Below are 13,511 nucleotides of genomic sequence, written 5' to 3' on the forward strand. Positions count from 1 at the left end.
GGCGAGCTCTACATCGCCGGCAGCGGTCTGGCGCGCGGCTATCTCAATCGCCCGGGCCTGACCGCCGAGCGTTTCGTTGCCGATCCGTTCGGACCTCCGGGCAGCCGCATGTACCGCACCGGCGATCGTGCGCGATGGCGGCCGGAAGGCACGCTGGATTTCCTCGGCCGTGCCGACCATCAGGTCAAGATCCGCGGCTTCCGGATCGAGCCCGGCGAGATCGAGGCCACGCTCGGTCAGCACGAGAGCGTCGCCCAGGCTGCTGTCGTCGCCCGCGAAGACCGTGCCGGCGACAAGCGCCTCGTCGGCTATGTCGTGCCCGCCGCCGGTCATGCGCCGCAGGCAACGACGCTGCGCCAGCATCTCGCGCGCACCCTGCCGGACTACATGGTCCCCGCCGCCTTCGTCGTGCTCGACGCGCTGCCGCTCACGCCGAACGGCAAGCTCGATCGCAACGCCTTGCCGGCGCCCGACCACCAGCCCGTGACCGAATACACCCCGCCGCGGACGGCACGGGAAGAAAAACTCTGCGCTCTGTTTGCCGAGACCCTTGGGCTCGAGCGCGTCGGGATCCATGACAACTTCTTCGATCTCGGCGGCCATTCGCTGCTCGCCATCCGGCTCGGCCGCCGCATCCGCGACGAGATCCAGCCGGACTTCCCGATCACGGCGGTCTATGCGACGCCCGTCGTCCGGGACCTCGCGGCGCAGCTCGACCTCGATGGACCTTCGGAGGGGCCGCTGGACTTGTCCCGCGACATTCTCCTGCCGCCGCACATCAGGCTGACCGGTGGACGCGCGCCGCAAAAGCCCAAGCGCATTTTCCTGACGGGAGCCACCGGCTTCGTCGGAAGTCATCTCCTCTCCACGCTGATCCAGGAGACGGACGCACGTATCGCCTGCCACGTCCGCGCCCCCGATCGGCAATCGGCCGAAGCCCGTCTGCGGCAGGCGCTCGACAAGCGAAAGCTCTTGGGGTGCTGGGACGGGGATCGTATCGAGGTTCTGACCGGAAATCTCGGACATCCGGCGCTCGGACTCGATGAAAGGGGCGTCCGCATCGTACGCGACGAGTGCGAGGCGATCTATCATTGCGGCGCCAGCGTCGAATTCCTCCATCACTATGCGGCGATAAAACCCGCCAATGTGGACAGCGTCCTCACGCTGCTCGACTGGACCGTGAGTGGACGGCCCAAGCGGCTGCACTATGTCTCGACCCTTGCGGTGATCGACAAGTATCAGTCCGGCCCGGTGTCGGAGCAGACTGATCTGACCACGTGGCAGGGTCTCGCGAGCGGCTATAGCCAAAGCAAGTGGGTCGGCGACACGCTCGTCCGGCAGGCGCAGCTTCGCGGTCTGCCGCTGTCGATCTATCGCTTGAGCAGCGTCACCGGCGATCGCGCGAATGGCATCTGCAACGAAACGGACCTGATCTGGCGTCTTGTCCGGCTCTATGCGGAATTGGGCGCGATTCCCGACCTGGACCTGATGTTGAACATGACGCCGGCCGATGACGTCGCGCGGGCGATCGTCCGGCTCGCGGGCAGTGAAGCGTCCTGGGGCAGCGTCTATCATCTCATGAACCGTGAACCGATCGATGTACGGGAGGTCCCACGGATCTTTCGCCGGCTCGGCCTTCGGCTCGACGTCGTGCCGCTCGATCAATGGATCGACATTGGACGACGGCGGCTTGCCGAAACACAGGACGATGATCTCGCGGCCGTCCTGTCGATCGTGTCGAAGGAGGACACGTCGCGATCGCACCCGGAAATTACCTCGGACTTCACGCAGGACCACTTGGCTGCGGTGGGCGCGCCGATCGCCCCGGTCAGTCCGGCCCTTCTCGAACGCTATTTCGTCAATCTGCGGCTTGCGGGAACTGCGTCCGATATTCGATTGCCGGAAACGGCGAAATGAGCAGCGATCGGTTGGTGGGTTAGGAGAGGGAGAGCACAACATGGCGCGGTTTCTCATCGCGGTCACCGCGCTGCCGGGCCACGTCTTTCCCTTGTTGGCCGTTGCCCAACTCCTCGTTGGGCGCGGCCACGAGGTCGTCGTCTATACCGGGAGCCTGTTCAAGGAGCGCGTGGAGGCGACCGGTGCGCGCTTCGTCGCGTTTCACCCGGAAATCGACGTCGACTATCGCAGGCTCGACGAGCGCTTTCCCGAACGGCGCAAGATTGCACCGGGTCCCGCTCAGCTCTGCTTCGGATTGAAGCACATCTTTGCGGATGCCATGCCGTATCAGGCCGCAGGCATACGCGAGTTGCGCCGTGACTTTCCGTTCGACGCGATCATCACCGACACGATGTTCTGCGGGACCTTTCCGCTGCTGCTCGGGCCGCCGGAAAAAAGAAGCCCGATCGTCGCGCTCGGGATCACGGCTCTCGCCTTGTCGAGCGCGGACACCGCGTTCTTCGGCACCGCGCTGCCGCCCTCCATCACGCCAGCCGATCGCGCGCGCAATGCTGCAATGAACAACCACCTGCAACAAGCGATCTTCGGCTCGGTGCAGCAATACTTCAACGACGTCCTGGTGAAGAACGGGGCGCGTCCTCTGCCGGCATTCCTGTTCGATAGCATGATCACGCTGCCGGATCTGTATTTGCAACTGACGGCCAAAGAGTTCGAATATCCGCGTAGCAAGATGCCGGACAGCATCCGCTTCGTTGGACCGCTGCTGCCGCCGCCGTCGACTGGCTTCCAACCGCCGCCGTGGTGGGACGACGTCGACAAGGCGGGGCCGATCGTGCTCGTCACGCAAGGCACCCTGGCGAACGGCGATCTTGGGCAGTTGATCGGGCCAACTCTGACGGCGCTGGCGAACGAGAAGCTGACGGTGATCGCGTGCACCGGCGGCCCGCCCGTCGAAACGATCCCGATGGTGTTGCCGCCCAACGCAAAGGCGGTGACATTCCTGCCGTTCGACCGCCTGCTCCCGAAGGTGAGCGTCATGGTGACCAATGGCGGTTATGGCGCCGTCAATCACGCGCTCAGTCTCGGCGTGCCGTTGGTCGTTGCCGGGGATAGCGAGGAAAAACCGGAAATAGCTGCGCGGGTCGCGTGGGCTGGCGCCGGCGTCAATCTTGGGACCGGCCGGCCGTCTGCCTCGCAGATTCGCGACGCGGTACGCGCCGTGCTCACCAAGCCGCAATACCGGCACGGTGCACAGGCGCTGCGCGCCGCGTTCGCCCGCCACAACGCACGCGACGAGATTGCGGAACTGGTCGAACGGCTCGCGAACGTCGGGTCGGCGGCCAGTTCTCACGGACATTCGCATGGCGGGGTCGACGCTGTCGTTACTCCCGCCGAGACGGCCGGCCGCCGGACGATCGACGTCGACGCTGGTTTGATACGCGGGACGTCGGGCGCGGTTTGATCAGTCCATCTTCGGAGCGCGTGCGCCATACTGGAAAAGCGGTCGATCGCGGATGCTGACGCGGGCCGTCGGATATCGGACATCATGCCGGCTTCGCGGTCGGATCCAAAGAAAGGTCGTCGGGTGAAAAGGCCGCTGTTGAGGTTCGCTTGGATCGGCTTCCTCGTGCTTGCCGTCACGGTCTGCGTCTACATCTTCGCCGTGATCGGCGCGGGTCGCCAGCAGGTCGAAGCGGTCGCAACGCAAATCTCCGATCCGCGGCGGGAGGCAGCCGAGCGTCCGGGGGCCGTACCGCTCGCCACGACGCTCGCCCGAGCCGAACGGCATTCGATCGCCGAGACGCTCGCGGTGACCGGATCCCTCGTGGCCCGACAGGAGAACGTCGTCGGTGTGGAGGTCGACGGGTTGCGTATCGTCGAGCTGCTGGCCGAGGTCGGTGATCACGTCGAAGAAGGGGATGTGCTCGCTCGTCTCGACAGCACGATGCTTCGAACACAGCTCGCGCAAAACACCGCGATGATCGCGATAGCCCAAGCGTCGGTCGCGCAGACGAAGGCCTCGATGGAGGAGATGCAAGCCAACGAAGCCGAAGCGGCGGACGCGTTGAGACGCACGCAAACCCTGAACGCCACCGGCGCGATATCTCCAGCGCAACTCCTGACGCGAGAGACCCAGGCCAAGGTCGCCGCGGCAAAGCTTGCCGCCGCTGAGCAGAATTTGCGCATGGCCGAAGCCCAGGAAGCGTTTGCGGAGGCGCAACGTGGCGAGATCGAGCTGAAAATCGCGCGAACCGAACTGAAGGCGCCGTCTGCGGGGATCATCTCGCACCGCGCCGCCCGCCTGGGTGCGGTGGCAAGCACGGCGGGCGAACCTCTATTCCGGATCGTGCGCAACGGTCGAATCGAATTCGATGCCGAGGTTCCGGAGACGGTGCTTCCACAGATCGAGCTGGGCCAAGACGTCGAAGTCTGGCTGCCCGGCGTCAGCGAGCCCATCATCGGCCATGTGCGGGTGGTCGATCCCACCGTCGACAGATCGAGCCGTCTCGGCAGCGTCTCGATCGCGCTCCCGCCCCATCCGGCCATGAGGGCCGGTGTTTTTGCTCGCGGCATCATTACGATCGGCAAGCGACAAGCCATCACCGTGCCGTTGTCCGCCGTCAGCTTCAGCAAGAACGGCACCTATGTTCAGCTCGCGACGAACAATGTCGTCGCAATTCGCAATGTCCAAATCGGCCTCAAACGCGGCACCCGGGTCGAAATCACAGACGGACTGATCGAAGGTCAGGAGGTCGTCGTTCGAGCCGCCGCCTTCGTCAGGCCGGGCGATCGGATACTGCCTGTGCGCAGCGGTGCCGGACCTGCGGGAGGCGATTGAGATGGCCCTCAACATCTCCGCCTGGTCGATTCGCAAGCCTATTCCGTCGCTGGTGTTGTTCGGCGTGCTGATCGTGCTCGGTGCGGTCAGCCTGAAGACTCTGCCGATCACGCAGATGCCCAACATCGACATCCCCATCGTCACCGTCACGATCGCCCAGACCGGTGCCGCGCCGAGCGAACTGGAAACGCAGATCACGAAGAACGTGGAGAATGCGGCGACCGGGGTCGTCGGGGTCAAGCACGTCACGTCGAGCATCTCTGACGGGGTGTCCGTGACGACCGTCGAGTTTCAGCTGGGGACGCCGGCCGATCGTGCGGTCAACGACGTCCGCAACGCGATGGCGAACATCCGCTCGCAACTGCCGCGCAACATCGAGGAGCCCTCGATCCAGCGGGTCGAGGTCGAAGGGATGGCGATCGTCACCTATGCCGTGTCGATACCCTCCTGGACGACCGAACAGGTGTCCTGGTTCGTCGACGATGTCGTCACGGGGGCGCTCCAAGGCGTTCGCGGCGTCGCGCAGGTCAAGCGTGCCGGCGGCGCCGATCGTGAAATCCGGGTGTCGCTCCTGCCCGATCGGCTGATCTCGCTCGGCATCACCGCGGCGGACGTGAACGAGCAACTGCGAGCGACCAATGTCGATCTCTCCGGCGGGCGCGGTGAAGTCGGGTCGGGAGAGCAAACCATCCGGATGCTTGCGGGCGCTGCGACCATCGACGGACTGACCAACACCGCGATCGTGCTGCCGGGCGGACGAAGGGCTGCATTGAAGGAGATTGCCACGGTCACCGATGGCGCGGCTGAAGCACGCAGCTTTGCCCGCCTCGATGGGCGACCCGTGGTCGCCTTTGGCGTCTTTCGTGCAAAAGGCTTCTCCGACGTGGCCGTCGCGGAGGCCGTCGCGAAGAAGTTGCAGACGCTCACCAGCGGGTATCCCGATCTGTCCGTGTCCGAGATCGACAGCACGGTGCGCTATACCAAGGCCGATTACAGGGCCACGATGCAGACGCTGACCGAAGGCGCAATCCTCGCGGTCGTCGTCGTGCTGATTTTTCTGCGCGACCTTCGTGCGACGGCGATTTCCGTGCTCGCGATACCACTGTCGATACTTCCGACCTTCTGGGTGATGGACCTCATCGGCTTTTCGCTGAACGCCGTGAGTCTGCTCGCGATCACGCTGGTCACCGGCATCCTGGTCGATGATGCGATCGTGGAGATCGAGAACATCGTCCGGCACATCCGGATGGGCAAATCACCCTATCGCGCGGCGCTCCAGGCGGCCGACGAGATCGGGCTCGCGGTCGTCGCGACGACCATGACCATCGTGGCCATGTTCGTGCCGGTCAGCTTCATGGGCGGCATCGCCGGTCAATACTTCAAGCAGTTCGGCCTCACGGTCGCCGTTGCAGTCATGTTTTCTCTGCTGGTCGCAAGGTTGATAACGCCGCTGCTGGCGGCATATCTCCTCCGCGACCCTGAGCACCATGCCGAAGGACAGGGATCGATCATGCGGCACTATGTTCGCGTGCTCGAATGGTCGCTTCGCCACCGCTTCGTCACGCTTGCGCTCGCGGCGCTGGTCTTCTTGGGCTCGTTGGTCGTTGCAGGATCCTTGTCGCATGGCTTTCTGCCGACCAACGACCTGTCGCGTTCGGTTCTCCAGATCGAACTGCCGCCGGGCTCGACGATCGCCGATACCGCCGCCACCACCGACCGCATCACGGCGCTGCTCGATAAACGACCGGAGGTCAGGAGCGTCTATGTCACCGGCGGCGCCGCCGGCGCCAATGGGCTGAGCGTCACTGCCGGTGATGTACGCAAGGCCACCATCATCGTCGGCCTCGTTGCGCGCTCGGACCGATCGCATGACCAGAAGGCGTTCGAGCACGACATGCGTGCGACGCTTAGCACGATCCCGGATATACGCTACAGCTTCGGCAACGGCGGCGGCGGACGCGAATTCACGCTGATCCTTTCCGGGCCCGATGGTGCTGCCGTCGAGCAAGCGGCGCTCGCGCTGGAGCGTGACGCCCGGCAGAACGTCTCCGTTCTCGCGAATGTCGTCTCGACTGTGGCGCTTGCCCGGCCGGAGATTCGCATCTTGCCGAGGCTCGAGGAGGCTGCCGACCTTGGAATCTCCGGAACGCAGATCGCCGAAGTCGCAAGGATTGCGATGATCGGCGACATTTCCGCGCATCTGGCGAAGTTCTCGGCCATCGACCGGCAAGTGCCGATCCGCGTGCAACTCGACGAGCGGGCGCGGGGCGATCTATCGACCCTCGATATGCTGCGGATCAAGGCCAAGACCGGCACCGTACCGTTGGCCACGGTTGCCGACGTCGCCTTTGGCGAGGGGCCGACGACCATCGAACGCTATGACGGCAGGCGTCGCGTCGCAATCGAGGCCGATCTCGTCGGAAACACCCCGCTCGGCGAGGCCATCGGACAGGTCATGGCGCTGCCCTCGGCGCGAAACCTGCCGGCCGGTGTGACGATTGCAAGATTCGGCGATTCAGAGATCATGGAGGAAGTTTTCTCGAGCTTTTCGCTCGCGATCGCTGCCGGCGTACTCATGGTGCTCGCCGTCCTCGTTCTTCTCTTCGCCGACGCGATGCATCCGATCACCATCATCTTCTCCATGCCGCTGTCGATCGGCGGAGCAGTCCTCGCGCTGCTTCTGACCGGCAATGCCATCAATCTCTCGGCCATCATCGGCTTTCTCATGCTGATGGGAATCGTGACGAAGAACGCGATCCTGCTGGTGGACTTCGCCATCACGGAGGTGGCGAGCGGTGTGGAGCGCACGAAGGCTTTGATCGAAGCCGGCCGCAAGCGCGCTCAACCCGTGATCATGACCACCGCGGCGATGACCGCGGGCATGGTTCCTTCTGCATTGGGACTCGGCGAGGGCGGCGCGTTCCGTTCCCCCATGGCGATCGCATTGATCGGCGGGCTGCTCGCCTCGACCTTTCTCAGTCTCGTCGTCGTGCCGGCCGCGTTTACGGTCATGGACGACGCCGGCCGGATGTTAGGCCGCAAGCTGTCGCGCTTCATCGGACCGAAGGACGAATGAAGCGCGACGGGCGTGAGCCGGCCTCACTACGTCGATAGCCTGCGCCGCATCGACCGGCGCTGACCGGCTGACAGCCTGCGGGGCTCGGCAGGGGCGACCAACCGATAGCGGGTTCCGCAGTGTGTTGCTGTCAGTCGCTCCACGACATCGATGCGGCCTTCCTCATACCGAAAGGCGATCGCGTTTTCCGCACTTACTTCGGCATGGAACTCGAAAACGCGGGCGCGAAGTTCTTGCTGGTAGTTGGTGTGCGGAGCCATCGCGGCACAGCTCAGATCATCCACGACCAACCACCTCGCGGACCTCCCCGCTGCGATGGCTCTCGCTCCTATTTCTGTTTTTCAGACGATGACGCGACGCAGGGACCAAGGCTGACTCCGGGCTGGCCGCGGCTGATCGCGTCGAGGATGCGTCGCAGGCGACCTGATCTACCTGCGTGTAAATCCTTATAATTCCCGCATAATTAGCATTTTGGTAACGGGCCTATGGCACGATTGGTATCATGATGTTGAACTATGCGCCGAGCTCACAGGCGTAGACCCGAACAGGTGTCGAGTGACAAGTAGTGCCAATGGGGCCGACCGGTATGTGCGCCTGCCACCTGACTGCAGCATCGCGGCGATCCGCAGCGTCTGCGACCTCGTGCGCGAGGCCCTTGGGCGCGAGACGCGACCGGACGACAGGCTCGAAATTGATTGCTCCGATGTCGAGCGGGCGGACGTGACCTCCGTCCAGCTGCTGCTCGCAACCGCCAAGAGCGCAAACCTGCGCGGGCGGCCGATCGTGATGACCGCGATCTCCAAGACCCTCAGCTCCACCTTCATGCGCGCCGGCGTGACCGCCGACGTGATGGCCGCTCACACATTTCCTTGCGATACGGACGAACGCTAATGGGTACGATCCTGACAGTCGACGACTCCCCGAGCATCCGCCAGATGGTCAAGGTCGTTCTCGGACCCGCCGGTCACAACGTGATCGAGGCCGGCGATGGCAGCCAGGGATTGGAAAAGGCGCGCGCATCGCGGCCTGATCTCGTGATCACCGATCTCAACATGCCTGTCATGAACGGTATCGAACTGATCAAGGCACTGCGGGCGCAGTCATCGCTGTCGGGTATGCCGATCGTGTTTCTGACCACCGAATCGGCCGACGCCGTGAAGCAGCAAGCCAAGGCGGCCGGCGCCACCGGGTGGATTACGAAGCCCTTCAAGCCCGAGCAGTTGCTCGCCGTCGTCAGCAAGCTGGTCCGGTCATGACCTCGCTCGATCCCGCGGACGTCTTTCGCCAGGAAGCGAGCGAACTGTTCGAAGTTCTCGAAGCGGCGCTGCTGGATCTCACCCTCCGGCCCGATGACCGCGACCTGATCGACACCGCCTTTCGCGCCCTGCATACGATCAAGGGATCCGGCGCGATGTTCGGCTTCGACGCGGTGGCCGCGTTCACGCACCAGTTCGAGACCGCGTTCGACTTGGTGCGCAAGGGCGAGATCAAGCCGAGCGAGGACATGATCTCGGTCGCGCTTGCCGCCAAGGACTACATTCGGGCATTGATCGAGGCTCCCGACACCACGGACTCGATCATCGGCGATGCGATCCTCGATGACCTCAGCCGGTTCGTCGAACCCGAACGCGTGCCGGTTGCCGCAGTCGTGGCTGCACCGGCACCAACGCAGCCGGGCCGGCGCACCGGCTGGCGCATGCATCTGGAATTCGACAGCCAGGTCCTGCGCAACGGCTCCAATCCCCTCGACCTGTTCGACGACCTCAGCAAGCTCGGCTCCTGCTTCATCGTGGCACTCACCGACGACGTGCCGGTGCTCGAAGAACTCGATCCCGAATTCTGCTACCTGAAATGGGACGTCACGCTCCACAGCGATTGCGACCGCAGTGCGATCGACGACGTCTTCATGTTCGTGCTGGATGAAACGAAGCTGACGCTCGAGCCGATCTTCGCCGGCGGCGGGGTCGCCGAGAGTTCGGAGCCCGTCGAGACTGCGGTCACGGCACCGCAAGCCGCACCGGCACCCGTCCAGGCACCGCCGGTCGCCGGGGCGAGCGATACGCCCAAGCCCAAGGAGCGCACAAAGGAGCTCACAAAGGAGCTCACGTCCGAAGCTCCCAAGCGGACCGAGCCGAAGCGCGCCGACGAGCGCGGCATTGCGACGGTCCGGGTGCAGGCGGAACGTCTCGACGAACTGATGGACCGTGTCGGCGAACTGGTGATCGCCCAGGCGCGCCTCAGCCAGCTCGCGGCTGCCGGTGACGATCTGTCGATCAAGATGATTGCGGAGGAAATCGAACGGCTCGCCGCCAGCCTGCGCGATACCACGATGGGCGCGCGCATGGTGCCGATCGGTTCGCTGTTCGGGCGCTTCCGGCGCCTCGTCCATGATCTCTCGCGCGACCTCGGCAAGCCGGTCGAATTCGTCACCGCCGGCGAGGACACCGAACTCGACAAGACCATGATCGAGGGCCTGGCCGATCCGCTCGTCCATCTCATCCGCAATGCCATCGATCATGGGATCGAGGACACCTCCCGGCGCATCGCCTCTGGCAAGGCCGAGAGCGGCCGCATCGAGCTGGTCGCGACTCATTCCGGCGCCGAGGTGCTGGTGCGGTTGAGCGACAATGGCGGTGGTCTCGACACCGCGCGGATTCGCGCCAAGGCCGAGGAGCAAGGCTTGATCGCGCCGGGGGCCGCGGCGTCCGATGCCGAGATTCATCAGTTCCTGTTTCATCCGGGATTCTCGACCGCGCAGACGGTGTCGGCGCTGTCCGGCCGCGGCGTCGGCATGGATGTCGTGAAGCGCACCATCGAGGCGATGCGCGGCTCGATCGATCTGTCGACCCGGCCGGGCCACGGCACCACCGTGACGTTGCGGCTGCCGCTGACGCTGGCGATCATCGAAGGTCTGCTGATCCGCGTCGGCGAAGGGCGCTACATCGTGCCGCTGTCGGCGGTCGAGGAATGCGTCGAACTGCCGGCCGCCGACGAGCGTTCGCGCGGTCGTAATTTCCTCAACGTGCGCGGCGACCTCGTCCCATTCCTGCGGCTGCGCGAACTGTTCGCGACGCCGGGCACGGCAGACCGTCACCAGAAGGTCGTCATCATCTCGACCGGCGACAGCCGCGTCGGTCTGGTCGCCGACCAGATCCTCGGAAACCACCAGACGGTCATCAAATCGCTGTCGAAGCTGCATGCGGACGTCACGATGTTTTCCGGGGCGACCATCCTCGGCGACGGCACCGCGGCGCTGATCATCGACGTCGTCCAACTGGTCGCGTTGGCGCAGTCGCAGGCCGACAAACAGCACATAAGCGAGGCGGCATGACGAAGCTCGATCTGGATATGTCTGCGCCGGGCGACGCCGCGTTGCGGCAGGTCGTGATGGTTGGGCTGGGGCCGGAATTGTTCGCTCTCGATGCGGGGATGGTGAGGGAGATCATCGATCCGATTCCGACGGCCATGGTCGCCGGAGCGCGGGCGTTTCTCTCCAGGGTGATCAACGTTCGCGGCAACGTCATCCCGCTGGCCGATCTGCGCATCCGCTTCGGCATGCCGGCCCACGAAGGGACTGCCGACACCCGCATCGTCGTCATCGAAATCGAGATCGACGGCGATCCGGTCCTGGTCGGTATTCTCGCGGACAAGGTCTACGAGGTGACCGAAATCCTGCCGGCCGGCGTGCAGCAGACGCCGCGCGTCGGCATGCACTGGAAGCCCGAGTTCATCAGCTTCATCGCCAAATGGCGCGACGAATTTGTCATCGTTCCCAACATGGAACGCATCCTGAATTGATTGCCCGAATGAGTGGGGAAGGGGCTACGATATGAGATTTACCGTCAAGGCGAAACTCGCAAGCGCATTCGGCGCGGTGATTGCGCTCTCCATGGTGATCGGCAGCGTGTCATACGTGAAGCTGAGCGACATGGTCAGCACGGCCGACGGGTTGGTTAGCGCATCCGGCCGAATGGAGAAAGCGGCGGAGCTCGAGAAGATCATCCTCATGCAGATCCGGGCGGAGAAGAACGCCATCCTGGCGGGCTCCGACAGCGAGGTGGACCGGTTCGTCGCCGAGGCCGGTAGAATTCGCACCGACCTGAGCAAGGCCAGGGACGACATCTACGCGGGTGCCACCGAAGGCGGCAGGAAGCTGCTGGACAGGTTTGCGTCCGTCCGCAGCCATTTCGACGCGGTTCAGGACGAGACCCTCAAGTTCGCGAAGGTCGACAAGGTGAAGGCCAACGAGCACTCGACGATCGATGGTCGCAAGGCCGCCGGCGAAACGATGGCAGCCGTCGGCGACTACGTCGTGTTCATCAAGAAGCTCATGGCAGACCGCGCCGAGCAGGCCCGGGAAGACGGCAGCCGCGCGCAGATGCTGTTGCTCGGGCTCGTGATCGCCTCGCTATTGATCGCGGTGGCATCGGCCACCTGGATCGCGCTCAACATCAGCCGCGGCTTGGCCAAGGCGGTCGGTCTTGCCGATGCGGTCGCGCTCGGCGATCTCAGCCAGACGATCCACGTTTCCAGCGACGATGAGATCGGCGATCTCGTGAAGTCGCTGAACGTCATGACGGTCAATCTCAACGCCACCGCGGCGGTGGCCGACCGGATCGCGAGCGGCGACCTGACGGCCGAGGCCAAGCGGTTGTCGGACAAGGATACGCTCGGCATCGCGCAGGAACGTATGGTCGAGCGGCTTCGGGCGGTGGTCTCGGAAGCGTTGATGGCAGCGCGCAACGTGTCGGCGGGCAGCCAGGAATTGTCGGCCAGCGCCGAGCAGCTGTCGCAGGGGGCTACCGAGCAGGCCTCGTCTGCGGAGGAGGCGTCGTCGTCGATGGAGGAGATGGCGGCCAACATCAGGCAGAACGCGGAGAATGCCGGCCAGACCGAGAAGATCGCGGCGCAGTCGGCCAAGGATGCGGAGGCCAGCGGTGTCGCGGTCGGCCGTGCCGTCGAGGCGATGCAGACCATCGCGGCCAAGATCACCATCGTGCAGGAGATCGCGCGGCAGACCGACCTGCTGGCGCTCAATGCGGCGGTGGAAGCCGCCCGCGCCGGCGAGCACGGCCGCGGCTTCGCCGTGGTGGCCTCCGAGGTGCGCAAGCTCGCCGAGCGCAGCCAGGCCGCGGCCGCCGAGATCGGCGCGCTGTCGGTCGACACCGTGAAGGTCGCGCAGGAGGCCGGCACGATGCTGTCGAAGCTGGTGCCGGACATCAAGAAGACTGCGGAGCTGGTCGAGGAGATCACCTCGGCCTGCCGCGAGCAGGACGTCGGGTCGTCGCAGGTCAATCAGGCGATCCAGCAGCTCGACAAGGTCGGGCAGCAGAACGCCAGCGCCTCCGAACAGGTGTCCTCGACCTCCGAGGAACTGGCCTCGCAGGCCGAGCAGCTGCAGGCGACGATCGCCTATTTCAAGATCGACAACGAGGCGACGCGCGACATGCCGCGCGCGGCCAACATCGACCGCGCGGTCAGCCAGCTGCGCAGCACGGCGGCCAGCATGTCCGCCGACCGTACACCGAAGAAGCCCGCCGTCACGGCGAGAGCCGGCCGTCCGCTCAAGGTCGCGAGCGGCGGGGGTGGCTTCGCCTTCGAGATGTCCGGCGGCGACGAGCACGACGCCGATTTTCAACGCTGATCGATGCCGGCAGCGAGGCGGGCTCACCGACCTCG

General features: G+C 64.8%; 10 protein-coding genes. 9 read left to right on the forward strand and 1 reads right to left on the reverse strand.

Annotation, left to right across the window (positions count from 1 at the left end; all coding sequences use genetic code 11):
* The 4 genes from ACQR1B_RS29200 to ACQR1B_RS29215 form a co-directional block, all read left to right on the forward strand.
* Positions 1 to 1,917 (forward strand): thioester reductase domain-containing protein (locus ACQR1B_RS29200; RefSeq protein WP_434875142.1); only part of this gene is annotated, 1,917 nt, incomplete at its 5' end.
* 40 nt (positions 1,918 to 1,957) lie between these two features.
* Positions 1,958 to 3,379 (forward strand): glycosyltransferase, encoded by a 1,422-nt coding sequence (locus ACQR1B_RS29205; protein ID WP_434837600.1) that lies wholly within the window; start codon positions 1,958 to 1,960, stop codon positions 3,377 to 3,379.
* An 84-nt stretch (positions 3,380 to 3,463) separates the two neighbouring features.
* Positions 3,464 to 4,756: an efflux RND transporter periplasmic adaptor subunit gene (locus ACQR1B_RS29210; RefSeq protein ID WP_434837599.1), complete on the forward strand. Its 1,293-nt coding sequence runs from the start codon at positions 3,464 to 3,466 to the stop codon at positions 4,754 to 4,756.
* A 1-nt stretch (position 4,757) separates the two neighbouring features.
* Complete coding sequence (locus ACQR1B_RS29215) at positions 4,758 to 7,832, forward strand: efflux RND transporter permease subunit (protein WP_434837598.1); 3,075 nt, start codon at positions 4,758 to 4,760, stop codon at positions 7,830 to 7,832.
* 26 nt (positions 7,833 to 7,858) lie between these two features.
* On the opposite strand, the gene ACQR1B_RS29220 is transcribed toward ACQR1B_RS29215, so the two are convergent.
* Complete coding sequence (locus ACQR1B_RS29220) at positions 7,859 to 8,116, reverse strand: hypothetical protein (protein ID WP_434837597.1); 258 nt, start codon at positions 8,114 to 8,116, stop codon at positions 7,859 to 7,861.
* A 304-nt stretch (positions 8,117 to 8,420) separates the two neighbouring features.
* Between ACQR1B_RS29220 and ACQR1B_RS29225 the strand changes: the two genes are divergently transcribed.
* The 5 genes from ACQR1B_RS29225 to ACQR1B_RS29245 are packed head-to-tail and all read left to right on the forward strand — an operon-like array spanning position 8,421 to position 13,476.
* Complete coding sequence (locus tag ACQR1B_RS29225) at positions 8,421 to 8,723, forward strand: STAS domain-containing protein (protein WP_434837596.1); 303 nt, start codon at positions 8,421 to 8,423, stop codon at positions 8,721 to 8,723.
* Complete coding sequence (locus ACQR1B_RS29230; protein ID WP_434837595.1) at positions 8,723 to 9,088, forward strand: response regulator; 366 nt, start codon at positions 8,723 to 8,725, stop codon at positions 9,086 to 9,088. The genes ACQR1B_RS29225 and ACQR1B_RS29230 overlap by 1 nt, the downstream gene beginning before the upstream one ends.
* Entirely contained in the window at positions 9,085 to 11,163 is a 2,079-nt protein-coding gene (locus ACQR1B_RS29235) for a chemotaxis protein CheA (protein WP_434837594.1), read from the forward strand. The genes ACQR1B_RS29230 and ACQR1B_RS29235 overlap by 4 nt, the downstream gene beginning before the upstream one ends.
* Positions 11,160 to 11,630 carry a chemotaxis protein CheW gene (locus tag ACQR1B_RS29240; RefSeq protein ID WP_434837593.1) on the forward strand — a complete coding sequence of 157 codons (471 nt, stop codon included), beginning with the start codon at positions 11,160 to 11,162 and terminating at the stop codon, positions 11,628 to 11,630. The genes ACQR1B_RS29235 and ACQR1B_RS29240 overlap by 4 nt, the downstream gene beginning before the upstream one ends.
* 31 nt (positions 11,631 to 11,661) lie before the next feature.
* The gene (locus tag ACQR1B_RS29245; RefSeq protein WP_434837592.1) at positions 11,662 to 13,476 is read left to right on the forward strand and encodes a methyl-accepting chemotaxis protein; all 1,815 of its coding nucleotides are present in this window, start codon (positions 11,662 to 11,664) and stop codon (positions 13,474 to 13,476) included.
* The last annotated feature ends 35 nt before the right edge of the window (positions 13,477 to 13,511 follow it).

Origin of the sequence: Bradyrhizobium oligotrophicum, assembly GCF_051168495.1 — a bacterium.
Classification (GTDB): Bacteria; Pseudomonadota; Alphaproteobacteria; order Rhizobiales; family Xanthobacteraceae; genus Bradyrhizobium; species Bradyrhizobium oligotrophicum_A.